22 protein-coding genes and 3 pseudogenes are annotated in these 20,852 nt (G+C 72.5%); 12 read left to right on the top strand and 13 right to left on the bottom strand.

Annotation, left to right across the window (positions count from 1 at the left end):
* Positions 1–69 precede the first annotated feature (69 nt).
* The 3 genes from ACFWRO_RS28185 to ACFWRO_RS28175 all read right to left on the bottom strand — a co-directional run bounded on the left by ACFWRO_RS28185 (position 70) and on the right by ACFWRO_RS28175 (position 1,501).
* Positions 70–384, bottom strand: coding sequence for a hypothetical protein (locus tag ACFWRO_RS28185; RefSeq protein ID WP_384514574.1), 315 nt, complete (start codon positions 382–384; stop codon positions 70–72).
* Positions 356–946, bottom strand: a complete 591-nt coding sequence (locus ACFWRO_RS28180) for an RNA polymerase sigma factor (RefSeq protein WP_384514571.1) — start codon at positions 944–946, stop codon at positions 356–358. The genes ACFWRO_RS28185 and ACFWRO_RS28180 overlap by 29 nt, the downstream gene beginning before the upstream one ends.
* Before the next feature lie 213 nt (positions 947–1,159).
* Positions 1,160–1,501: a DUF5713 family protein gene (locus ACFWRO_RS28175; RefSeq protein WP_384514568.1), complete on the bottom strand. Its 342-nt coding sequence runs from the start codon at positions 1,499–1,501 to the stop codon at positions 1,160–1,162.
* Between the two features lie 163 nt (positions 1,502–1,664).
* Here ACFWRO_RS28175 and ACFWRO_RS28170 point away from each other — a divergent pair, with 163 nt between their 5' ends.
* Positions 1,665–2,948, top strand: a complete 1,284-nt coding sequence (locus ACFWRO_RS28170) for an amidohydrolase (RefSeq protein WP_384514565.1) — start codon at positions 1,665–1,667, stop codon at positions 2,946–2,948.
* Between the two features lie 9 nt (positions 2,949–2,957).
* Here ACFWRO_RS28170 and ACFWRO_RS28165 read toward each other — a convergent pair whose 3' ends face one another.
* Positions 2,958–3,863, bottom strand: a complete 906-nt coding sequence (locus tag ACFWRO_RS28165) for a LysR family transcriptional regulator (RefSeq protein ID WP_384514562.1) — start codon at positions 3,861–3,863, stop codon at positions 2,958–2,960.
* A gap of 93 nt (positions 3,864–3,956) precedes the next feature.
* On the opposite strand from ACFWRO_RS28165, the gene ACFWRO_RS28160 reads away from it, so the two are divergent.
* Both ACFWRO_RS28160 and ACFWRO_RS28155 read left to right on the top strand, forming a co-directional pair.
* Positions 3,957–5,249 carry an MFS transporter gene (locus tag ACFWRO_RS28160; protein ID WP_384514559.1) on the top strand — a complete coding sequence of 431 codons (1,293 nt, stop codon included), beginning with the start codon at positions 3,957–3,959 and terminating at the stop codon, positions 5,247–5,249.
* Positions 5,246–5,563, top strand: coding sequence for a cupin (locus ACFWRO_RS28155; protein WP_384514556.1), 318 nt, complete (start codon positions 5,246–5,248; stop codon positions 5,561–5,563). Before ACFWRO_RS28160 ends, ACFWRO_RS28155 begins: the two co-directional genes overlap by 4 nt.
* Before the next feature lie 17 nt (positions 5,564–5,580).
* Here ACFWRO_RS28155 and ACFWRO_RS28150 read toward each other — a convergent pair whose 3' ends face one another.
* Positions 5,581–6,099 carry a tetratricopeptide repeat protein gene (locus tag ACFWRO_RS28150; protein WP_384514585.1) on the bottom strand — a complete coding sequence of 173 codons (519 nt, stop codon included), beginning with the start codon at positions 6,097–6,099 and terminating at the stop codon, positions 5,581–5,583.
* A gap of 207 nt (positions 6,100–6,306) precedes the next feature.
* Here ACFWRO_RS28150 and ACFWRO_RS28145 point away from each other — a divergent pair, with 207 nt between their 5' ends.
* The 3 genes from ACFWRO_RS28145 to ACFWRO_RS28135 all read left to right on the top strand — a co-directional run bounded on the left by ACFWRO_RS28145 (position 6,307) and on the right by ACFWRO_RS28135 (position 12,192).
* Positions 6,307–7,959 (top strand): poly(3-hydroxybutyrate) depolymerase, encoded by a 1,653-nt coding sequence (locus tag ACFWRO_RS28145; RefSeq protein ID WP_384514553.1) that lies wholly within the window; start codon positions 6,307–6,309, stop codon positions 7,957–7,959.
* A 108-nt stretch (positions 7,960–8,067) separates the two neighbouring features.
* Positions 8,068–9,543: a threonine/serine exporter family protein gene (locus ACFWRO_RS28140; protein ID WP_384514550.1), complete on the top strand. Its 1,476-nt coding sequence runs from the start codon at positions 8,068–8,070 to the stop codon at positions 9,541–9,543.
* A 132-nt stretch (positions 9,544–9,675) separates the two neighbouring features.
* Positions 9,676–12,192 (top strand): ATP-dependent Clp protease ATP-binding subunit, encoded by a 2,517-nt coding sequence (locus ACFWRO_RS28135; RefSeq protein WP_384514547.1) that lies wholly within the window; start codon positions 9,676–9,678, stop codon positions 12,190–12,192.
* 99 nt (positions 12,193–12,291) lie between these two features.
* On the opposite strand, the gene ACFWRO_RS28130 is transcribed toward ACFWRO_RS28135, so the two are convergent.
* From ACFWRO_RS28130 to ACFWRO_RS28110, 5 genes and pseudogenes are all read right to left on the bottom strand, one after another.
* Positions 12,292–12,597, bottom strand: a complete 306-nt coding sequence (locus ACFWRO_RS28130; RefSeq protein ID WP_384514544.1) for a CU044_2847 family protein — start codon at positions 12,595–12,597, stop codon at positions 12,292–12,294.
* 66 nt (positions 12,598–12,663) lie between these two features.
* Positions 12,664–14,004, bottom strand: a complete 1,341-nt coding sequence (locus ACFWRO_RS28125; protein WP_384514541.1) for an Ig-like domain-containing protein — start codon at positions 14,002–14,004, stop codon at positions 12,664–12,666.
* A 183-nt stretch (positions 14,005–14,187) separates the two neighbouring features.
* A complete protein-coding gene (locus ACFWRO_RS28120; protein ID WP_384514538.1) occupies positions 14,188–14,982 on the bottom strand; it encodes an ArsR/SmtB family transcription factor in 795 nt (264 codons plus the stop codon).
* A gap of 62 nt (positions 14,983–15,044) precedes the next feature.
* Positions 15,045–15,218: a hypothetical protein gene (locus ACFWRO_RS28115; protein ID WP_384514588.1), complete on the bottom strand. Its 174-nt coding sequence runs from the start codon at positions 15,216–15,218 to the stop codon at positions 15,045–15,047.
* Positions 15,219–15,256: 38 nt separating this feature from the next.
* A pseudogene (locus ACFWRO_RS28110) lies at positions 15,257–15,550 on the bottom strand (hypothetical protein); the annotation flags it as partial.
* Here ACFWRO_RS28110 and ACFWRO_RS28105 point away from each other — a divergent pair.
* The 3 genes and pseudogenes from ACFWRO_RS28105 to ACFWRO_RS28095 all read left to right on the top strand — a co-directional run.
* Positions 15,516–16,086 (top strand): annotated as a pseudogene (locus tag ACFWRO_RS28105) (FAD-dependent oxidoreductase); the annotation flags it as partial. The pseudogenes ACFWRO_RS28110 and ACFWRO_RS28105 overlap by 35 nt on opposite strands.
* A 41-nt stretch (positions 16,087–16,127) precedes the next feature.
* Positions 16,128–16,718, top strand: coding sequence for a PadR family transcriptional regulator (locus ACFWRO_RS28100; protein ID WP_384514535.1), 591 nt, complete (start codon positions 16,128–16,130; stop codon positions 16,716–16,718).
* 74 nt (positions 16,719–16,792) lie between these two features.
* A complete protein-coding gene (locus ACFWRO_RS28095; protein WP_384514532.1) occupies positions 16,793–17,248 on the top strand; it encodes a peroxiredoxin in 456 nt (151 codons plus the stop codon).
* A 240-nt stretch (positions 17,249–17,488) separates the two neighbouring features.
* On the opposite strand, the gene ACFWRO_RS28090 is transcribed toward ACFWRO_RS28095, so the two are convergent.
* Complete coding sequence (locus tag ACFWRO_RS28090) at positions 17,489–17,716, bottom strand: hypothetical protein (protein ID WP_384514529.1); 228 nt, start codon at positions 17,714–17,716, stop codon at positions 17,489–17,491.
* A 115-nt stretch (positions 17,717–17,831) separates the two neighbouring features.
* Here ACFWRO_RS28090 and ACFWRO_RS28085 point away from each other — a divergent pair, with 115 nt between their 5' ends.
* The 3 genes and pseudogenes from ACFWRO_RS28085 to ACFWRO_RS28075 all read left to right on the top strand — a co-directional run.
* Positions 17,832–18,230, top strand: a complete 399-nt coding sequence (locus ACFWRO_RS28085; RefSeq protein WP_384514526.1) for an SHOCT domain-containing protein — start codon at positions 17,832–17,834, stop codon at positions 18,228–18,230.
* A gap of 119 nt (positions 18,231–18,349) precedes the next feature.
* Positions 18,350–19,210, top strand: a complete 861-nt coding sequence (locus tag ACFWRO_RS28080) for a hypothetical protein (RefSeq protein ID WP_384514523.1) — start codon at positions 18,350–18,352, stop codon at positions 19,208–19,210.
* Positions 19,211–19,339: 129 nt separating this feature from the next.
* Positions 19,340–19,643, top strand: a pseudogene (locus ACFWRO_RS28075) (hemin transporter); the annotation flags it as partial.
* 84 nt (positions 19,644–19,727) lie between these two features.
* Here ACFWRO_RS28075 and ACFWRO_RS28070 read toward each other — a convergent pair.
* Together ACFWRO_RS28070 and ACFWRO_RS28065 are read right to left on the bottom strand one after the other, a co-directional pair.
* Positions 19,728–20,099, bottom strand: coding sequence for a peptidase inhibitor family I36 protein (locus ACFWRO_RS28070; RefSeq protein ID WP_384514520.1), 372 nt, complete (start codon positions 20,097–20,099; stop codon positions 19,728–19,730).
* The gene (locus ACFWRO_RS28065; protein ID WP_384514517.1) at positions 20,096–20,809 is read right to left on the bottom strand and encodes a hypothetical protein; all 714 of its coding nucleotides are present in this window, start codon (positions 20,807–20,809) and stop codon (positions 20,096–20,098) included. The genes ACFWRO_RS28070 and ACFWRO_RS28065 overlap by 4 nt, the downstream gene beginning before the upstream one ends.
* Positions 20,810–20,852: the final 43 nt, after the last annotated feature.

The raw sequence follows: 20,852 nt of genomic DNA, 5'->3' as shown, positions 1-20,852 counted from the left end.
GCCTGTGGACCGGTCCGCCGCGGCGGGCGGACCGCGTCGGCCGAGGCACCTCCGAGCCACGGCCGACGCCTACAGCGATATCGATTCGGGCGAGCGACGCTCCTCATGGTCCCGATCCGCGAGGGTCAGGCTGCACAGCCCGTCCTCGCAGGAGCGCCGCAGGCGGCCCCGCGAGACGGTCTGGATCAGGCCGATGGTCCAGCACATCGGGCAGCCGCGCAGGGCCAGTACGCCGACCGGCAGCAGCAGCAGGCTGATCGGGCCGACGGCCGGGAGGAGCGCGAAGGCGCCGACGAGACCGCCGAAGCCGAGTACACCCCGGACCAGGTGGCGGGGCAGGGACGCACTCGCGAAATCAGGCCCGCCGGCACGAGTCGTCTTCATGGATGCCTCCAGGCGTGGGTTCGAGTGTCGGTTCGGCTGTGGCACGGAGGGAGCGCTGGACCGCGGTGCGGGCGCGGTGCAGTCGCGACTTCATCGCGGCGGTGCTGAGGCCGAGCGCGTCCGCGGTCATGCGCCCGCTGTGGCCCTGGATGTCCCGCATGATCAGCACGTGGCGCTGGTCTGCCGGGAGCCCGGCGATGGCGGCCGCCACCCTGCCCGCCTCCAAGCGCTGCAGCACCACGTCCTCGGCCGAGCGCACGGCGACGTCCGGCAGAGGTGTGGGTACCCGCATCGTCCGCGCCCGCCGGAGGCATTCGTTGCGGACGATCCGGAACATCCACGACGCCAGCGCACCGGACGCCCGAAGCATCCCGATCTTGCGATAGAGGATGATCAGGGCTTCCTGCGCCGCGTCCTCGGCGTCCTCGGGAGTGGCGCAGAGCGAGCGGGCGAACCGTTGCACGTTCGGGTGCGCACCCGAGACCAACGCGGTGATCGAGTCGACGTCGCCGCGTTGAGCGGCGACGATCAACTGTTCAGCGGGCCAGGTCGGGTCAGCCACGGGCTTGCTTCCACTTGCGGACGGCGAAGTAACTGCACGTACAGAGCAGCACGGCTCCGACGGCGATGGCGATACCTGTGATCATGAAGACCTCCTCGTCAGGTCCCGACGTTCGTCGGCACGTGTATAGGAGGCAAGGCACCGCCGAAAGGATTCGGTCCGCACCCTGAAAAGTCGACACACCTGTTCAACCGTCGGACGGGTGAGGGACCGTCACCACTCGCGGGCGGCTATCAGCTCCTCCACGTCGGCGTCGGCGAAGCCGTACGCATTGGCGACGAACCAGAAGTTCTCCGCGATCTCCTCCCGGGCGACGGTCTCGATCTCGCTCCCGGCCTCGTCGAAGTCCGCCTCCAGCGCGTTGAACTCCTCGGTGGCCACCTCCGTGAGCGCGTACAGCGCGGTCAGGTCGGCCGGACGCTCCGCCTCGATCCGCCCGCAGAGCCGCAGCAGGATCGCCCGCCCCTTGTCGACCACGTGGTCCGGGTAGTACCCGTCCTCGTACAGCGCCTTGAGAAACGCGTACCCCGTCACCTGCTCGTTCGTGATCTGCATGTTGGCCCTTCCCCTGGTGATCACCGGACGTGTCCATCGTGCAGCACGCCACTGACAACGCTCCTCGGACCGACCGCCGGACCGACCGCCGGACGAGCCGCCGCACCGGCCCGGGGGCGTGTCACCCTGGAAGGGACGGTCCGACGACGACGAGGGGTGGCCCTTGAGCACCGATCCGATCCACCGGGAGCTGGACCGGCTCGCCGACAAGACGGCCCCTCAGGTCGTCGCCTGGCGGCGGCATCTGCACCGACACCCCGAGCTGTCCAACCGCGAGTCCGGGACCGCCCGTCTGATCGCGGATCACCTCCGGTCCCTGGGCCTGGACGAGGTCCGTACCGGGATCGCCGGGCACGGTGTGGTGGGTGTGCTGCGCGGCGGAGTACCGGGCGGGCGCGTGATGGCGCTGCGGGCGGACACCGACGCGCTGCCCGTCGAGGACCTGTGCGGCGAGGACTTCGCCTCGCGGGTCGTGGACGCCGACTACCCCGGTGACCCGTTCCCCGTCTCGCATGCCTGCGGCCACGACTGCCACGCCGCCATGCTCATGGGCGCGGCGACCGTGCTGGCGGGGGTGCGCGAACGGCTGCCGGGGACCGTGCTGTTCGTCTTCCAGCCCGCGGAGGAGGGGCCTCCGGTCACCGAGCGGGGCGGGGCGCGGGCGATGCTCGACGAGGGCGCGTGCGCGGATCCGGTGCCGACGATGACGTTCGGGATGCATGTCACGCCGTACCCCAAGGGGTACGTGGGCTACCGCGTGGGCAATCAGTACGGCGCCTCCACGCTGGTACGGATCGTCGTCAGCGGCAAGCAGACGCACGGCTCCACGCCGTGGCAGGGCGTCGACCCCATGCCGGCCGTCGGAGCGATCCTGACCGGCATCGGGCAGCTGTACCGTCAGGTCTCCGCGTTCGACCCGATCACGGTCTCCATCGGCCACATCGAGGACGTCGGACGCTTCAACATCGTCGGCCAGACCGTCACCCTGTGGGGCACCGTCCGCTGCGCGGTCGAGTCGGACATGGCGGAGGTCAAGGGTCGGCTGACCACGCTCGCGGAGCACTCTGCGAGCGCGTACAACGCCTCGGCCACGGTCGAATACCTCCAGCCGGTCCCGCCCGTGCACAACAGCGCCGAGTGGGTCGCGGCGGGCCTCCCGACGATCCGGCGGGTGGTCGGCGAGGAGCGGACGGTGGAGACGGGGGCGACGCTGGGGTACGACGACGTGTCCGAGTTCATCGCCCGCTTCGGCGGCCTGTACGTGATGCTGGGCGTCCAGGACGCCGCGCTGGACGCGGACGGCCACCCGGTCCCCGTACCGGGAGGCCGAGGCCTGGTCACCAACCACAATCCGCACTTCTACGCGGACGACGACACCCTCGTCACCGGCGTCCGGCTGCACGCGCACATGGCGTACGACCATCTGACGGGCAGCGCGACCGTCTAGGGGCAGTCCCTAGGGCTCCCGGCCCCGTGCCGCGGCGACCGTCGCGACCTGGGCGGCGAAGGCGCGGACCAGCGCGTTCTCGGCGGCCGTCGGCCAGACGAGTCCGTACGCGAGGGGCGGGGCGTCCCGCAGCGGTACGTAGGCGATGCCGGGGCGCGGGTGGTACGCGGCTCCGCGTGCCGCGCCCGGCGAGACGCCACGCCCGGCGCTCACGTGGGAGAGGACCTCCTGCCAGGTGGAGGCGACGGGCCCGCGCGGGATGGCGGCGCCGGAGGGGGTGCGCCGGGGGTAGTGGGCGTCCAGCCAGTGGCCGGGGTGGGCGCCCGCCGTGGTGACCATGGGGACACCGGCGAGGTCCTCGACGCCGACGGAGTCCCGGCGGGCGAGAGCGTGGCCGGCGGGTACGAGCAGGACTCGGGGTTCCTCGGCGAGGACAGGTCCGGCCGTGAGTCCGGGTTCGCGGACGGGGAACACCGTCAACTGGACGTCGAGCGCGCCGTCGAGGAGGGACTGGAAGCCACCGTCGAGCGGTACCTCGCGCACGGTGATCTCGCAGCCGGGGTTGCGGGCGAGGAGCTTGTCGGCGGCGGCGCTGAGCAGTTCGCCGTCCCAGGGGGTGCCGAAGCCCACGCGGAGGGTGCCCCGTACGCCCCGTCCGGCAGCCGTGGCCCGTTCGAGGGCGGCCAGGATCTGTAGATGGGCGGGGCGGAGTTCGTCGTAGAGCCGGCGGCCCACCGGGGTCAGCAGGACACGGCGGCTGGTGCGCTCGAACAGCGGTGTCCCGACCCTGCGTTCCAGCTTCTTGACGGTCTGGCTGATCCGGCCGGTGGAGACGCCGAGCCGCTCGGCCGTGCGGCCGAAGTGGAGCTCTTCGGCGAGCGTCAGGAACGCCTCCAGTTCGTACCGTTCGAGCACCGCGCACCTCCCCCTCATCGTTGAGCCCTGCTAAACGCCGGTTGAATTGTCGCACCTTGATGGAGCGGTCCGGCGGGCAGGAGGGTGAGGGGCATGGATCTGCTGACCGGCCGCCGGCCGCCGAAGGCCCCACGGCCCGAGCCCCGCCGCCTCACCCGCACCGACGTCCTCGTCATCGCGGTCGCGGGCGCCGTCACCGTGGCCAACCTCTACTTCCCGCAGCCGCTGCTCGACGCGATCGCCAGGGGACTGCGGGTCTCGACGCACACGGCGGGACTCGTCGCCTCCGCCGCCCAGCTCGGGTACGCGATCGGCATCCTGTTCCTCGTACCGCTCGCGGACACCGCCCGGCTCCGCAGGCTCACCACCGTGCTGCTCGCCCTGACCAGCGGCGGGCTGCTCGTCGCCGCGGCGGCGCCCAACGTCCTCACCCTCGCGCTCGCGACCCTGGCGCTCTCCACCACGACGGTCCTGCCGCAGATCCTCACCCCCGTGGCGGCGGCGCTCGCGGGGCCCGGCCGGCGTGGCCGGGTCATCGGGCTCGTAGGGCTCGGCCTCACCTTGGGCTCGACCCTCTCCCGTACCGTCTCCGGCGTGGCCTCCGACGCCGGCGGGAGCTGGCGTACGGCCTATCTGCTGGCCGCCGCCGCGACGGCGGCCCTGCTGTGGTTCGTCCCGCGCGCCCTGCCGGAGCGCCTCGGCACGACCGGCGGGGACCGGCTGCCGTACCGAAGGCTGCTTGCGAGCCTTCCGCGGCTCTTCGCCGAGCACCGGGAGGTACGCGAGTCGGCGCTGACCGGGGCCGCGGTCTTCGCCGCGTTCAGCGTCTTCTGGGCGACCCTCGCCTTCCATCTGGCCTCCTCCGGCCTCGCCCTCGGGCCGGGCGTGGCGGGTCTCTTCGGGGTGCTGAGCCTGCCCGGGGCGCTGCTGTCGGCGTACGCGGGACGGCTCGCCGATCGCTACGGGACGGGGCCGGTCCGCGCCGGTGCGCTGCTCTGCCTGGCCGTCTCGTTCGCCGTCGTCGGCCTCGGTGCGTACGACCTGGTGGCGCTGGTGGTGGGGGCCAATCTGCTGGTCCTGGGGACGAGCGTGGCCCAGGTGGCGAACCAGGCGCGGATCTTCGAACTGGATGCCCGGATCGCGGCCCGCATCAACACGGTCTTCATGCTGTTCACCTTCGCTGGCGGGGCGCTCGGCTCGCTCACGGCGGCGTGGCTGTACGGGGCGTACGGCTGGACGGCGACGGTCCTGGCCTCAGCGGGGTTCACAGCCCTGGCCGCGCTGGTGGTGACGGCCGCGCGACGGACGGCCGCTCCGAGTTGCGGCGCGCCGGACAGGCGCGAGGCTGGGAATCACACCCGCGTACCCCGCAGGGAGAGACGATGAAGGATCTCGCAGCCCTCGCCGACGAGCATCTGGCCGCCGCACGCAGCGCCCCGCACGGCCGGAGCGCCCAGGTGGTGATGCACGACGGGGTGCTCCGGCAGAGCGTGATCGCCCTACTGGCCGGAACCGCGCTCGACGAGCACAACGCGCCCCCCGCGGCGAGCCTGATGGTGCTGCGGGGACGGGTGAAGCTGACGACCGCGGGGTGGTCGGACGAGTTGTCGGCGGGTGAGCTGAAGATGATCCCCAAGGAGCGGCACGGCCTCGCCGCCCTGGAGGACGCGGTCGTCCTGCTGACCGCCGTCAACGACTGAGCCGGCGCCCCTCCCGCTCACTCCGTCGCGTCGAGGTCCTCGGCGTAGTGCTCGATGGCCCGTCGGTACCGCTGTACCGACGGGTCCTCGCTGGTCGCCGCGAGCAGCCGCAGGAGCAACCGTGCCGACTCGTGGTGGTCGCCCGTGTTGTACAGAGCCATCGCCAGGAAGGTGCGCAGAGCGCCGTCGTCGGGGAACTCCGCGACCGCGCCGCGCAGGGTGGCGACGGCCTCCTCGTACCGGCCTAGGGTGCGGAAGGTGCTGCCGAGGCCGAGGAGCGCGCCCCTGCGGTCCGCCTCGGAGAGGCCGGTGGGGCCGGCGGGGCCGGTCGCCTTCAGGGCCCGCTGGTAGTGGGGGACCGCGTCGGCCTCCAGGCCGAGCACGTCGTGCGCCCAGGCGGTCTGGTAGGCCACCTCGGCGTCGTCGGGCAACCGCGCCGCGAGTTCCACCAGCCGGTCCCTGGCCTCCTCCTGACGGCCCTGCTCGCGCAGTCCGACCGCCGCCGCCAGCAGGCGGTCCCGCTCGTCGTCGCTCATCGCGGTGGTGTCCATGGACGCATCCTCGCAGGTCGCCGTGGAGTGCCGGGCGGCGGCTGCCAGGTGACGGAACGCCATACTCCAGGCGGCCGGTTGTGGCTGCCGGGCCCATAGGGCGCCCGCACGGACCGCCCCTACTCTCCCGGCAACCACCCGCCATGCCCACGGGAGACGACCTTGGGCTGGCCCGAGCCGCCGGGAGATCCCATGCGTCCACCCCGTCCCCTCCGCCCACGCGGCCCACGTGGGCCCCGCAGACTGACGGCCCTGCTGCTGTTCGCCGCCGTGACCCTCTTCCCGACCACGACACCGGCGGCGGCCGCCGCGTCCGCCGCGGTCGCAGCCCCGGCCGCAGCCCCCGCCGCCGTGGTGCCCGTCCCCGGGCAGCTCAAGCCGTACGCCATCGACGCGGTCTACAGCGCCGGCATCTCGTCGGGCGGCTACATGGCCACGCAGCTCCACGTCGCGTACTCGGGTACGTTCAGCGGTTCGGCGGTGTTCGCGTCGGGGCCGTACAACTGCGCCCAGAACACGCTCTCCACCGCCCTCAACGCCTGCATGAACACCGTGCAGGACCTTCAGCTCGCGCAGTTGGAGCAGACGACCCGGACCTGGTCGTCGCAGGGGCTCGTCGACCCGGTCGCGAACCTCTCCGGCGATCCGGTGTACGTCTTCAGCGGCTCGGGCGACTCGACGGTGAAGCGGCCGGTGGCGGACGCGCTGGCGGACTACTACGGGCGGTTCGGCGCCCAGGTCCGGTACGACCGCTCCACGGCGGCCGGCCATGCCTGGATCAGCCCGCTCGGCCCCAACTCCTGCACGGTCACGCAGACTCCGTTCATCAACAACTGCGGCTTCGACGCGGAGCGGGACCTCCTCGGCCATCTGCGGGGCTCCGTCGCCGCGCCGAGCGCCACGCCCGGCGGCACGCTGACCCGCTTCGACCAGAACGTCTACGCCCCGGGCGGCGCGGCGGCGCTGTCGCTGGGCGCCGAGGGCTTCGTCTACGTACCGAAGTCGTGCTCCGAGGGCGCGACCTGTTCGCTGATGGTGGCGCTGCACGGCTGCAAGCAGGGGTACGGCTACCAGGGCTTCGGGACCCAGTTCGTCGACCGGGCGTACCTCAACGAGTACGCCGACACCAACGACATGATCGTGCTGTACCCGCAGGCGGCGGCGACGGGCACGCTGGAGAACCCCAACGGCTGCTGGAACTGGTGGGGTTATCTCGGCGACCCGGCGTACGCCCGGCACGGCGGCAAGCAGATCGAGGCGATCATGGGGATGGTGCGGGCGCTGCGCGGCTCCACTCCCCCGCCCCCGGCCGACCGGGTGACGCTGTCGAGCGTGGACGCGCAGGACGGCTACGTGAAGGCCGCGGCCGACGGTACGGGTGCGGCGGTGGGCCCGCTGGAGGACATCTATGGGCTTGCCCTCGGCCGGGGCACGGACGCCAAGGTGAACCGGACGCTGCTCTCCTTCGACACGTCCGGAATCCCGGCGGGCAAGGAGGTCACGCGCGCGTACCTGACGGTGGCGCGCAGCAGCGGCTCCGGCGATCCCTGGGCGTCCCCTGCGGGCAACCGGCTGCTGGTCGACGTGACGACGGGGTGCTTCGGCGGGTGCGCGGTCGAGCCCTCGGACTGGTCGGCGGCGGCGACGGTGGCGGGCGGGGCGACGATCGGCGCCTTCTCCTCCGGCTCGGCGACCTCCACGGATCTGTCGGCGGCCGCCCTGGCGGCGCTCAACCGCGGTGGGACGACGCAGGTGCGGCTGGGTTTCGAGGCGGCCCCGGCCTCGACCGCGTACCTCTTCGTGAACAAGGACACCCCGGTGACGCTGACGGTGGAGTACCGCTAGCGGCGGGGCCTCCGTCGGCGGCCACGCGCGCGTGCCGCTCGGGGCGCGGCTCCGGTCCCGCTGTTACGTTGCGCGAATGGGACGAATCGGCGGCTGGGGCGAGGCCCGATGAGGGCACCGCGCCTCGACGTGCGCGCGCTCGTCCGCAGGGCGGCGGCTCTGCTCCCCTGGCGGAGGCGGCGCGCGTCCACGGTCACGCTGCCCGAGGCGGGTGACGTCGAGCGGGAGCGGCTGCGGGAGCTCGCCGCGCTCCTGTGCGAGCTGGGGTCCGAGCTGCTGCGGGCCGGCGAGCGGACGGCGGAGGTGGAGCGCGTGCTGCGCGACATCTCCGCCCGGTACGGCATGAGGGCCCGCTGCTTCGTCGTCCCGACCGGGCTCTTCGTCCGGGTCGGCGGCGGGCCCGACGGGCGGGGCGGGGAGCTGGACTTCGCCCCGGTCGAGGGGCCCGACCTGCGCCTGGACCAGGTGCAGACCCTGCACTCCCTGGTGGACCGGATGCGCGGGGAGGCGATGCCCTTCGAGGACGTACGGCGGGCCCTGCGCGCGGAGCGGGAACAGCCGGAACGGTTCAGCCCGGCCGCCACCGTGCTCGGCTACGTCCTGCTCACCGTGGGGCTCGGGGTGATCCGGCACGCCACCGTGGCGGCCGTCGTCGGGTACGCGGTGCTCGGCGCCGGGGTCGGTCTGCTGCGGCTCTTCGGGGACCGGCTGCCTGCCGCGCGCACCGCGCTGCCGGTCGTCGCGGCGGTCCTGGTCACGGCGGTCTCGCTGCGCTGGGCGGGACCGCTGCTGCACGAGGTGCCGACCGTGCTCTACGTCCCGCCTCTGATCGCGTTCCTGCCGGGCGCGGCGCTGACACTCGGCGCGATCGAACTCGCCACCGGCGCCGCCCTGTCGGGCATCGCCCGGCTCGCGGGCGCCGTCAACGTCCTGCTGCTCCTCGCGCTCGGCATCCTGGTCGGCACCGAACTGGTGCGGCCCCGGCCGCCCGGCGGCCCGCAGTCGGAGGCGCTCGGCGCGTGGGCGCCCTGGGTCGGGGTGCTGCTCCTCGGTTTCGGGTTCCTGCTGTACCACTCCGCGCCGCCCCGGGTCACCGGCTGGCTCCTCGGCGCTCTGCTCCTCGAGCGCTTCGTGCAGTCGGCGGCGACGGACCTTGCCGGGTCGACGTTCGGGGCGTTCGCCGCGGGGATGCTGCTTCCGCCGATGGCCGGCTGGATCGAGCGCCGCTCGCGCACCCCGGACCAGGTGGTGTTCCTGCCCTGCTTCTGGCTGCTCGTGCCGGGAGCGGTCGGTCTCACGAGCGTCTCGGAGCTCATCGTGGAGCGCGGCACGGCGGGGCTCGCCAACCTCGTGGAGACCGTGATCACCGTCGCGGCCATCGCGCTCGGCATCCTCGTCGGCGCGGGTCTCCAGCGCCGGCCGCGCCTCCTGGTCGGCGAGCCCGCGCCGAGCGGCGTGAGTACCGGGCCGAGTGCCGATGGCGGGCAGAGCCCGGGAGTCCGCGGCGGGAAGGCCCTGGGCGGTGTCGCTCACCCGATCGGCGGGCCGGAGGGCGGGGACGTCCCGGCGGGCGAGCCGCGCTGAAGCCGCACGCCGACGCGGCTGGGCCCTTCGGGGCCACGCTCCGTAGCCGGGCCTCGCCGGGTGGGGGCCGCCGGATTCTGCTCCAGTGAGGGGAGCACTGCCCGGGACGTCGACGCATCTGGACGGCATCACATGACCATGTCTCCCTTCGGCTCCCTCGGTGGGTCGGACCCGTTCAACGAGTTGCTCAACCGTTTCTTCGGGATGTCGCCCGCCGCCTCTCCCCCGGCCGTCCAGCGTGTGCCGATCGGTCGGCTTCTGACGGACTCGGCGCGGGACCTGATCGGCCGGGCCACCGTCCGCGCGGCCGAGGACGGCAGTGCCGACCTGGACACCGAGCATCTGCTGTGGGCGTGCACCCAGATCGACCCGGCCCGTTCCCTGCTCGCCCAGTCCGGCGCCGACCCCGATCAGTTGGGCGCGTCGATCGCCGAGGTGCTGCCCGGTGAGAGCGGCGTCCCCTCGGCGGAGCCGGGGCTCACCCCTGCGGCCAAGCGCGTCCTGCTGCGCGCGTACGAGCGCTCCCAGGAGTCGGGGGTCTCGTACATCGGTCCCGAGCACGTCCTCGGGGCCCTCCTCGACGACCCGAACTCGGCGGCGGCGAAGCTGCTCACGGCGTACGGGACCGATGTCGGCGGTCTGCGGTCCACGGCCGACCGTGCGACACGGGCGGCGCGGGCGGCCCGGACGGACGGTACGCCGACGGCGAAGCCGGAGAGCAAGACGCCCACGCTCGACGAGTTCGGCCGTGACCTGACCGAGGAGGCGCGGGCCGGGAAGCTCGACCCGGTGGTGGGACGGGCCGAGGAGATCGAGCAGACCGTCGAGATCCTCTCCCGCCGCGCGAAGAACAACCCGGTGCTCATCGGCGAGCCGGGCGTGGGAAAGACCGCGATCGTCGAGGGGCTCGCCCAGCGGATCGTGGCGGACGAGGTCCCCAAGACTCTGGAGGGCAAGCGGGTCATCGCCCTGGACCTGTCCGGACTCGTCGCCGGCGCCCAGTACCGAGGCCAGTTCGAGGAACGGCTGAAGAACGTCATCGACGAGGTCAAGGCCGACGCGGAGTCGACCGTGCTCTTCATCGACGAGCTGCACACCGTGGTCGGCGCGGGAGCGACGGGCGAGGGCGCGATGGACGCCGGCAACATGCTCAAGCCCGCCCTCGCTCGCGGTGAGCTGCACGTGGTCGGCGCGACCACCATCGACGAGTACCGGCGGTACGTGGAGAAGGACGCAGCCCTGGAACGGCGCTTCCAGCCCGTGCTGATCCCCGAGCCCTCGGTGCCGGAGACCATCCAGATCCTGGAGGGGCTGCGGGACTCCTACGAGGCCCACCACCAGGTCCGCTACAGCGACGCCGCGCTGGTGGCGGCCGCCGAGCTCTCCGACCGGTACGTCTCCGACCGCTTCCTGCCCGACAAGGCCATCGACCTGATGGACCAGACCGGCGCCCGGGTGCGGTTGCGTTCGCTGGGCAAGTCGACCGAGGTGGTCGACCGCGAGGACCGGCTGGCGAAGCTGCACCGCGAGAAGGACGAGGCGGTCGCCGCCGAGGACTTCGAGAAGGCGAACGAGTACAAGAAGGACATCGCCCGCCTCGAGGGCGAGCTGGCCGGGCTCATGGAGCGCCGCGAGGGCGTGATGGAGGTGACGGTCGACGACATCGCGGAGGTGCTGTCGCGCCGTACCGGCATCCCCGTCGCGCAGATGACGCAGAGCGAGAAGGAGAAGCTCCTCAAGCTGGAGGACGCCCTGCACAGCCGGGTGGTGGGCCAGGACGAGGCCGTCACGGCCATCGCGCAGGCGGTGCGCCGCAACCGGGCCGGCATGGGCGACCCGAACCGTCCCGTGGGCTCCTTCCTCTTCCTCGGTCCGACGGGTGTCGGCAAGACCGAGCTGGCGAAGGCGCTGGCGGAGCTGCTGTTCGGCGAGGAGGGCCGGATGATCCGGTTCGACATGGGCGAGTTCCAGGAGAAACACACGGTCTCCCGGCTCGTCGGCGCCCCGCCCGGATACGTCGGTCACGAGGAGGCGGGCCAGCTCACCGAGAAGGTGCGCCGTCAGCCGTACAGCGTGCTGCTCTTCGACGAGGTGGAGAAGGCGCACCCGGACGTCTTCAACACGCTGCTCCAGGTCCTGGACGACGGCCGGCTGACGGACGCCCAGGGCCGGACGGTCGACTTCCGGCACTGTGTGGTCATCATGACGTCGAACATCGGCGCGCAGCGGATCCTGGCCCACCACGGTGACGTCACGGAGATCCGCGACGACCTGAAGCAGGATCTACGCGGCTACTTCAGTCCGGAGTTCCTCAACCGCATCGACGAGACGATCATCTTCCACGGTCTCGGCGAGGACCATCTCGGCGACATCCTCGATCTGCTGCTGCGGCAGAGCGAGCGCCGGGTCCGTGCCCAGGGTCTGGAGCTGGAGGTGACGGAGGCGGCGAAGAAGCTGCTGGTCGCCCACGGTCACCAGCCGGAGTTCGGCGCCCGGCCGCTGCGCCGGACGATCCAGGCGGAGCTGGACAACCGGATCGCGGACCTGCTGCTCGGCGGCGAGGCCGATCCCGGCGACACGATCGTGGCGGACGTCCAGAACGATGCCCTGGTGTGCCGGGTGAAGTCCCCCCAGTCCGCCTCGGCCTGACCGCGGGCCACCTCGGCCCGCCCCGGAACGCCGCGGGGTCTGAAGGGTGTTGTCCCCCGCTTCAGGCCCTGCGGCCATGTCCGGGCGCGACCGGTGCGGCTAGGAGGACTTGGTCCATTCGAGTGTGACGCGGAGGTTCGCGTGGCTGCTGCCCTTGACGATGAGGGCGGTCAGGCCGCCCGCGTCGAGGCCCAGTTCGCAGCCGAACTCCACCGTCGCCCGGTCGGGCGCCGCCTGGTGCAGGGCCTGGCCGATCTGGCCGGCGAACGAGGACAGGGCGTGCGTGACCCCGGAGAGGTCCGGGACGCGGTCGCCCAGGCCTTCGAGGTCCGATTCGGGGCCGAGTCGCTCCGCCTCGACGTAGAGAACGGCGTCGTCGAGCTCGACCCTGGTGATGTCCTGCATCACGGATCCCTCCGGAGTGGCTGGTTCGCTGTGCTCCAGCAGAGCGCCAGTATCACCGAGGAGGGGTCAGAGGGCGGGCAGCAGGCTTCCCGAGGCGTGGCGGGTGTGGCCAGGGCCCGCCGCGAGCGCGCTGCCGCGCTGCCAGTCCGGCCAGGTCAGGTTCCAGTCGCCGTAGCCGTTGTCGAAGGGCGTCATCGGTTCGCCGTAGCCGTTGACGACCTCGACGAGGTCGCCCTCGCGGACGGTACGGAAGAGCCAGGCGGCGTCCTCGGTGCTCATGCCGGTGCAGCCGTGGCTGACGTTCTCGCTGCCCTGCACGTCCGTCGACCAGGGCGCCGCGTGCAGGTACTCGCCGCTCCAGGTGACCCGGGTCGCCCAGCGGACCTTGAGGTCGAAGAAGTCGTCGCTTCCGCGCGCGATGCCGATGGAGTCGCCGCGCATCCGCACCAGGGGCTCCTTGCCGAGGACGACCTTGACGCCGCCGCGGGTGCGGTAGCCGGCCTTGCCGGTGGTGACCGGGATGGTACGGACGACGCGGCCGTTGCGCAGGACGGTCATGCGGAGGGACGCCACGTCGGTGACGGCCTCGACGCGGTCGCCGGTGGTGAAGGTGATCGGCGTCGACGGGCCGCCCTGGAGCCGGTCGTCCACGTGTACGGCGTCGAGTCCGCTGCGGACCCGGACGGTGGCGTGGGCGGGCCAGTAGACGCGCGGCCGGTAGTGCAGGGTGGTGGGGCTCACCCAGTGCCAGGCACCCTCGGCGGCGGGCTCGGAGCGTACGACGAGCGCGCGTTCGACGGCGCGGCGGGCCTCGAGGGCGGACTCGGGCACGGGGTGGCTGAGTTCGGCGGTGACCGGCTGCCCGACGCCGTACGTCCGCCCGGACGACGGTCCGAAGCTCGCGGTCAGCCGCTCCCCCGCCGGTGCCCGGCCGGTACGGAAGTCAAGCCGCGCCGCCCTCCGTACGGATCCTCCGGGGCGGGCCTCCTCGACGGTCAGGCGCACCGTGTAGCGGGCGTCGGCGCGGAGGGCGCCGGTCGTGGTCCAGCGGGTGCCGTCCTGGCTCGCCCTGCCGGGCACCCCGCGTCCGCGCTGGTCGGTCACCGTGACGTCGGTCAGCCGGCCCGGTGTCCTGAGCGTGATCTCGACCGGCCCGGACGCCTCGCGGCGGTCGAGCGCGAACGCCCGGCCCGTCAGGGCGGACGCGCCGGAGAGCAGCACGGTGTGGCGGGCCGGGGCGCACGGGCCGCCGCCCGGCCCGCAGCCGGTCACCGTGACGAGCGCGGAGCCCGTGGCGGAGCCTGGTGGGAGGCGCACGGCCGGGTACTGGCCGGCCGTCGTGACGAGGACGGCCCCGATGGCCAGCGACAGTGCGCCCCAGCCCTTGATGTTCCTGTGTGACGGCACGACGCGACACTCTCCCCTTTTCGGATCCGTGGCGGTATCGGGCATCAAAACGGATCAAGTGAAGAAATGATGATCACGTTGCCGGGCGTGGCGCGGGAGAGGTGCGGGAGACGACTCGAATGAACCAATCCGCCGCCCTCGCGCCCCAGCCCGCCCTGCCCTTTCGTCGTGGGTCCGGTCGGCTCAGCGCGGGGGTTCCGGCAGCTCCTCGCCGGTCTCGAGGAGGGACTTGAGGCTGGAGAGGAGGGCAGGCCAGCCCTCGCCGATCATGCCGCGCATGGTGCCGTCGGGCTCCAGGTCGTCGTGCACGACGGTGAGCTTGACCGTGTCCCCGGCCGGTTCGATCTCGAACGTCACCTTCGAGCGGCGTTCCGTGGCGAGCTTCGCGTAGACGTCGTCGCCGATGCCGACCGCTTCGGCCCACTCGGGCGTGAAGGTGTGCCAGGTGTAGGAGAGCCGGCGGCCGGGCACGGCCGCGAGGACGACCTGCTCGGGGTCGCTCGTTCTCCGACCGCCCTCGTCCCAGACCATCGGCGATCCTGCGGTCCAGGTCGTCTCGAAGGCCACGCCCCAGTAGCGCTTGGTGAAGGCGGGGTCGGTCAGGGCCTGCCAGAGCTCCTCGGGGGTGGTGCGGATGTAGGTGGTGTAGACGAACGCGTTGCTGTCCATCGGGTTCTGCTCCAATGCTGACTTCAGGTCGGCGAGCGCGCTGACGCGCTCGCGGGCGTACCGGCTCATCCAGCGGTCCCCGATGGCGTGGATCGGAGCGGCGTTCAGGTAGTGCAGCTTCTCCCGTCCCCGCCGCACCGTGACCACCAGCCCCGCCGCCTCCAGGAGCGCCAGGTGCTTGCTGACGGACTGCCGTGCCATGTCCAGCCCCGCGCAGAGTTCGCGCAGGGTCTGGCCGTTGTGGGCGTTCAGACTGTCGAGCAGCCGTCGCCGACTGGCATCGGCCAGTGCCTTGAACACCTCATCCATCGCCCCACCTCAACATGCAGCCCTTTAGCTGCCTCTACGATAGGCAGCCGATTGGCTGCATGTCAACGACCGTCCGTCGCGCCCGCACCCTGGGCAGGCCGCAGGGCCGCCACCACCAGACCTTCCACCTCCTCCGCCGAGACGTTCCCACCACAGACCACCCGGTCGAGCACGAGCGCGCGCCCCTCGGGGTCCTCGACCCCTTGGGCGGCGGGAAGCGGCGGACCGCGTCGCACCCCGGGTTCTCCCGTGGAACCAGGATTTCGCGGAGTTCGGGGTCGCGCACGCTCTCGACGGCGCAGGCGTAGCGAGCGAGTGAGCGTCGCCGCCCTTCCCGGGTGCGCCGTCCGGTGACGAGCCCGAGGACGCCATCGGCGAGTTCGGCCGCCGAGCGCGGCTCGGGCAGGCGTTCACCGGCGGCGCCCAGCTCGGCCTGATCGAGGCCGACGAGCCTGCGGACGAGCGCGGTCAGCAGGGCCGAACGGGTGCGCCTGACCGTCGGCGCGGAGGTGACCGGCCTGGACCGTCCGTAACCGGGGCGGGTCCGCGTCCGGGCGGCGGGCTCCACGGACGTCGAGCTGGACGCCGATCTGGTCGTGGCCGCCGACGGCGTCAACAGTCGTACCCGGGTCTCCCCCTTCCCCGAGCACCCCGGCCCCGCCTACAGCGACTCGACCGTGCTGCGCGCTCTCACGGACCGGCCGCTGGACCTCTCCTCGGACTTCGAGATCACCTGGGGCACGGTGCCGAGTTCAGGCACATCGCCTTCGCCGACGGGCGCGCGGAGTGGCACGCCGTCCTCAACTCCCCCGCCGGGGTCCGGTACACCGACCCGCTCGGGGTGCTCCGGGAGCAGTTCGCCGACTCGCTCTGGGCTCGTACGACGCCGAGCGGCGGCCCCGCGCCCAGGCCGTCACCGTCGCCGCCCGGAAAGCCGGGCGGATGGGGCAGCAGCTCTCGGCGCTGGGAGCCGTGGCGCTGCGCAACGCCGCCATGCGGCTCGCGCCGTCGGGCGCGACGCTCCGGATGATCCTGCGGCACGCGGACTGGACGCCGCCGAGCCTTCCGGAGCCGCCGCCCTCGCGGGTGCGTGTCGTTGATTAGGTGCGAAACCACCTGATCAACGGTGCTGCTAGCGTGTCCGGATGTCCCTGAAGCACGCTGTCCTCGCGGCCCTCCTGGAGGGCGAGGCATCCGGATACGACCTGGCCAAGATCTTCGACGTGTCCGTGGCCAACTTCTGGGCCGCCACACCGCAGCAGCTCTACCGCGAGCTCGACCGGCTCTCCGAGGCCGGTCTGATCGCCGCCCGCGTCGTGGAGCAGGAACGGCGCCCCAACAAGCGGATGTTCTCCCTCACCGACGCGGGCCGACGGGACCTCACGGCGTACACGGCCCAGCCGCCGCGACCGAGCGCGATCCGCGACGAGCTGATGGTCCAGGTGCAGGCCTGCGACGAGGGCGACACCGAGGCCGTACGCGGCTTCGTGCAGGAGCGGATGGATTGGGCGCAGGGCAAGCTCGCACGGTGGGAGAGGCTCCGCGAGTGGATGCTCGCCGGGCGTGACGAGGCCACGTACCTGCGCGAGGCGGAGCGGATCGGCCCGTATCTGACGCTGATGCGCGGCCGTTCACTGGAGGAGGAGAACCTGCGCTGGGGCGAGCAGGTCCTCGCGATCCTGGACCGGCGGCAGGCCGCGCGCGAGCGGGCCGAGGCACCGCGCCACACCCGGTGACGGGATTCCCTACCCTGCGGTAGCGTCACCCGTCGTTGACCGGAGGAGCCGGTCGGAGACAAGGGGCGGGCCGGATGAACGTCGGTGACATCGTTGAGGACTTCACTCTTCCGGACGAGACGGGGACGCCCCGTTCGCTCGTCGGCCTCCTCGCGGACGGGCCGGTCATCCTCTTCTTCTACCCGGCGGCCATGACCGCCGGGTGCACGGCCGAGGCCTGCCACTTCCGTGACCTGGCCGCCGAGTTCCGTGCGGCGGGGGCGCAGCCGGTCGGCATCAGCTCCGACAGCGTCGCGCGCCAGCAGGAGTTCGCCGACCGCCACTCGCTCGGCTATCCGCTGCTCTCCGACCCGGAGGGCACGATCCGCGAGCGCTTCGGCGTCACGCGCGGCTTCTCGCTCGCGCCGACGAAGCGGGTCACGTTCGTCATCGACGAGGAGCGGCGGGTCGTGGAGGTCGTCCGCAGCGAACTGCGGATGAGCGTCCACGCGGATCGCGCCCTGGCGGCGCTGAAGGCACGCATCGCCTGAGCCCGGGAGCGATCGGATATCGGATCCTTGATATCGGATCATGGATCCAATATCCATGATCCGATATCCAACATCCCCGCGCGCGAGCGGTCAGGTGCCCGGCAGCTTCTCCTTGGCGGCCGCGAACTCCTCCGGCTGTGACTGAAGGTCGGCGATGGCCTCCTCCTGGTCCTGTTCACGCTGTGCCGAGCGGGCACGGCTACGCCCGGCCGCGTAGGCGGCGGCGCAGGAACATCGGGGTCAACTCCTTCCGGCCGTGGCGACCGCGGCGCGGTACGCGTCGGCGGCCTCGGCCACGTGCTCGGGCGGGATGCGCACGCTCTCCGCAACCCGGCCACAGGCCTCACGGATCGCCTCCGCGGCCCGTTCGGCCCAGAGGCGCTCGACCGCCCGGCGCAGAACGGCGAGGGCGGTCACGGCCGGGACCTTCAGCCGCTCCCCAGGGAAGGCGAGTACGAGACGTTCCACCGGCCCGCACGCGGAGCCCCGGACGCTCTCCCCGACATGCGGGCGGGCGGAGGCTGGGCGACACTCGCTCGTATGGCCGGTCCTCCGGTGGCCGTGGCCGGAACGGAGTGCAGGAATGGACGACTACCCCCTCCTCAACGTGTTCTGGACCATGCTCTGGTTCTTCATCTGGATCATGTGGCTGTTCCTGCTGTTCAAGGTCATCACCGACATCTTCCGTGACCACGAACTGCACGGCTGGGCCAAGGCGGGCTGGCTGATCCTGTGCATCCTGCTCCCCTACATCGGCGTGTTGATCTATGTGATCGCGCGCGGCAAGGGCATGAGCCAGCGGGACGTCAAACAGGCGAAGGAGAGCGAGGCCGCCTTCCAGTCGTACATCCGCAAGACGGCGGGTACGGGTGGTGAAGGCAAGGGCCATGCCGACGAACTCGCGCGGCTGGCCGAACTCAAGGACAAGGGCGCCATCACGGACGAGGAGTTCGAGAAGGCGAAGGCCAAGGTCCTGTCCTGACGGAGAACGGCGCACCGGACGACCCGGCCCCGGCGGAACCGGCCCGCACCGAACCGGCCCCGGCGCTCTCCCGCTCACTGCTGCGGGACGCGCGGGCCGATCCGGGCCGGTTCCCCGAGTTGCTCGCCGCCTTCGCCCTGCGACACATGGGCCCGGCGGCCGGCCGGAGCTTGGAGCGGCTGCGCGAGCGGCGCCCGGAAGCGACTCCCGCCGAGCTCCGTGCCCTGGTCACGGAGCGCGGACGGCGGGCGGTCACCACCGAGGGGGCGTTCGTCGGCGGGCCGTTCATGCTGTTCATTCCCTTCGCGTTCTGTGGGGCGCTCCTGCTCCAGGCGCGGACGATCCTCGAACTGGCGGGTCTCGACGGCCGGGACACCACCGCCCCCGAGCGCGCCGCCGAACTGCTGGTCCTGCAAGGGGTGTACGAGGATCCGGAGACGGCCTTGGCCGGTCTGCGCGCCCGCCCCGAGCCCACCGACGGAGACCGGCCCCGCCCCGGCCGGATGGCCGCTCTCTGGCACCTGGTCCTGCGGATGGCCCGCCTCCTCGGCATCCTCACACCGGACGACGAGGTAGGCGGCCGTGGCCGGGTGGCCCGGATCGGCCAGTGGGTGCTCCTGGTCGCGGTGATCCTGACCGGATTCGTGGCGCCGCTGGTGTGGCTGCCGTACATGGCGCTCTCGTACCACCGCGCCACCAGCGTGCTGATGGACCGGGCGACCCTCTTCTACTTCGGCGTCCGCGACCACCGGGAGCCCCGCGCCGGCCGGCTCCAGCCGGACATGGTGATGGCCGGGCTGCGGGCGCTGGTGTCGATCCTGATCCCGGTCGTCGGCGTACTCCTGATCGTCTTCACGGACCTACGGCTCTCCGGTGCGCGCTGGCCCCTGCTGCTCATCCTGCTCGTCACCACTCCCCTGGTCGTGGGCGGCCTGTGGCTCTGGCGCCGTCGCCCGTCGCGACGCCCGCCCCCTTCATAGGTGTCCGAAATACCTATTTGACAGGTGGGCTGGCTGGTCCGGACGCTGGAGGGCCGGGGGGAGAGGTCGTCGCCTGCGAGGGCGACACCCCCTGCCCGCTGCGGGCCGCTGCCGGCTGCGCGAGGCACAGGAGGCGTGGTGCTGCCCGAGGGTGACGGGGCGCTCCTCCTCGCCTCGGCGGGAATCGGCAGCACGCCAATGCTGGCCGCCATGCTCGACCACCTCGCCGCCACCGGTTCGCGCCGCCAGGTGACCGTCGTCCACGCCGACCGCTCCCCCCGCCGGCCACGCGCACCGCGAGGAGCTGCCCGGTCTGGTCGACGCCCTGCCGAACGTCTCACTGCGCCTCTGGTGCGAGCAGCCGGGTGCCGCGGAGGGGCGCACCGGCCGTGCGGACGTCACCACGCTCGACCTGCCCGAGGGGGTGACGGCGTCACGCGGCACGGCCGGGGCGAGCGGAAGCGGAGGCTCGCGGCCCCGCACCCTGCGCGGGTGCGGGGCCGTGGGGACGGAGTCGTCAGCAGTTCATCGCCCAGGTGTGGGAGTCGCCGCGGTCGTTGGCGGCTCCGTCGTACCCGACCTCCAGGCCGGGGGTCAGACAGATCGTCATGGAGCCGCCCTGGTTGGCGCTCTCGTAGACGAGGACGTGGTCCTTGATGCCCGGGCCGGAGATGCCGTGGTTGGCCCAGGAGGAGTCGGTGTCGGCGATCCAGCTCTCCCACCAGCCGTCGTCGCCGCTCCAGTTGGCCCGCTGGCCGCCGAAGTTGGAGTCCTGCCAGACGCAGAACTCGCCGCTCCGGCAGTCGGCCGCCTGGACGGGGGCCGCCAGAGCGAGGCCGCCGGTGAGGGCGAGGAGCGCTGCGGCGGCGGTGGTGAGGATGCGCTTCATAGGTCGTTGGTGCCTTCCTGTGTGGTGACGGGTGCGGACAGTTCGACTGCCCGCCGCAGCGCGCGGGTGCGCAACTGCTGGTAGGTGGTGAGCTGGTCGCCTCGCAGGGCGCGCACCCTCGCCAGCTCGACGGGTTCCAGCCGCGCCCGCACCTCGGCGAGTCCGCTCTCCTTGTCGCAGCGGGCGACGACGGCGGGGGCCGGCCGTTCGGCGCGTGCGGCGCTCGCCTTGCCCGGCGGGGTCGCGCACCGGTTCCAGCGGGCGAGGGCGGCCTGGTGTGCGGGGTCGTCCTTCATCCGCTTCTGGGCCTCGGAGCGCAGGTTGTCCACGGTCACCTGCGCGCGGAACCACTGCGTCTGGTCGCCGTAGAGGGTCTGCCGGGCGCCGGCGAGACAGCCGTCGGTGTGGGCGGTGACGGTGTGACCGGTGGCGAGGGTGAGGGACAGCTCTCGGGGGCCGGTGCCGAACAGGGCCGCCTGGAGGCGTCGGTCCTCCTCGGAGGTGTCCGGCCGGCGGGCGAGGGTGAGTCCGCGGGCTTCGAGGCAGCGGTCGACGAGCGCGCGCTCGACCGTCCTGAGCAGTGCGTCCTGGGCCTGGGGCGTCGATGGGACGGCCGGTCCGGGGACGGCGGTGACACATCCCGTGAGCAGGAGTCCGGCGGCCAGGACGCCGGCGGCGGCGCGCCGGATGCGCGTGGCGGTGTCCTGCATGGCGGCCCCCTCGTGACGTCCCCGCTCAGCGGGCCACCGACAT

It is taken from the genome of Streptomyces sp. NPDC058579, assembly GCF_042718575.1.
GTDB lineage: Bacteria > Actinomycetota > Actinomycetes > Streptomycetales > Streptomycetaceae > Streptomyces.
This window is presented reverse-complemented; position numbering and strand designations above follow the sequence as displayed.

What these genes read in the sequence shown, in the direction of transcription:
- ACFWRO_RS28185 (WP_384514574.1), bottom strand. Translation starts at nt 384, where the DNA reads ATGAAGACGACTCGTGCCGGCGGGCCTGATTTCGCGAGTGCGTCCCTG.
- ACFWRO_RS28175 (WP_384514568.1), bottom strand. Translation starts at nt 1,501, where the DNA reads ATGCAGATCACGAACGAGCAGGTGACGGGGTACGCGTTTCTCAAGGCG.
- ACFWRO_RS28160 (WP_384514559.1), top strand. Translation starts at nt 3,957, where the DNA reads ATGGATCTGCTGACCGGCCGCCGGCCGCCGAAGGCCCCACGGCCCGAG.
- ACFWRO_RS28155 (WP_384514556.1), top strand. Translation starts at nt 5,246, where the DNA reads ATGAAGGATCTCGCAGCCCTCGCCGACGAGCATCTGGCCGCCGCACGC.
- ACFWRO_RS28150 (WP_384514585.1), bottom strand. Translation starts at nt 6,099, where the DNA reads ATGAGCGACGACGAGCGGGACCGCCTGCTGGCGGCGGCGGTCGGACTG.
- ACFWRO_RS28145 (WP_384514553.1), top strand. Translation starts at nt 6,307, where the DNA reads ATGCGTCCACCCCGTCCCCTCCGCCCACGCGGCCCACGTGGGCCCCGC.
- ACFWRO_RS28140 (WP_384514550.1), top strand. Translation starts at nt 8,068, where the DNA reads ATGAGGGCACCGCGCCTCGACGTGCGCGCGCTCGTCCGCAGGGCGGCG.
- ACFWRO_RS28135 (WP_384514547.1), top strand. Translation starts at nt 9,676, where the DNA reads ATGACCATGTCTCCCTTCGGCTCCCTCGGTGGGTCGGACCCGTTCAAC.
- ACFWRO_RS28130 (WP_384514544.1), bottom strand. Translation starts at nt 12,597, where the DNA reads ATGCAGGACATCACCAGGGTCGAGCTCGACGACGCCGTTCTCTACGTC.
- ACFWRO_RS28120 (WP_384514538.1), bottom strand. Translation starts at nt 14,982, where the DNA reads ATGGATGAGGTGTTCAAGGCACTGGCCGATGCCAGTCGGCGACGGCTG.
- ACFWRO_RS28100 (WP_384514535.1), top strand. Translation starts at nt 16,128, where the DNA reads ATGTCCCTGAAGCACGCTGTCCTCGCGGCCCTCCTGGAGGGCGAGGCA.
- ACFWRO_RS28095 (WP_384514532.1), top strand. Translation starts at nt 16,793, where the DNA reads ATGAACGTCGGTGACATCGTTGAGGACTTCACTCTTCCGGACGAGACG.
- ACFWRO_RS28085 (WP_384514526.1), top strand. Translation starts at nt 17,832, where the DNA reads ATGGACGACTACCCCCTCCTCAACGTGTTCTGGACCATGCTCTGGTTC.
- ACFWRO_RS28070 (WP_384514520.1), bottom strand. Translation starts at nt 20,099, where the DNA reads ATGAAGCGCATCCTCACCACCGCCGCCGCAGCGCTCCTCGCCCTCACC.
- ACFWRO_RS28065 (WP_384514517.1), bottom strand. Translation starts at nt 20,809, where the DNA reads ATGCAGGACACCGCCACGCGCATCCGGCGCGCCGCCGCCGGCGTCCTG.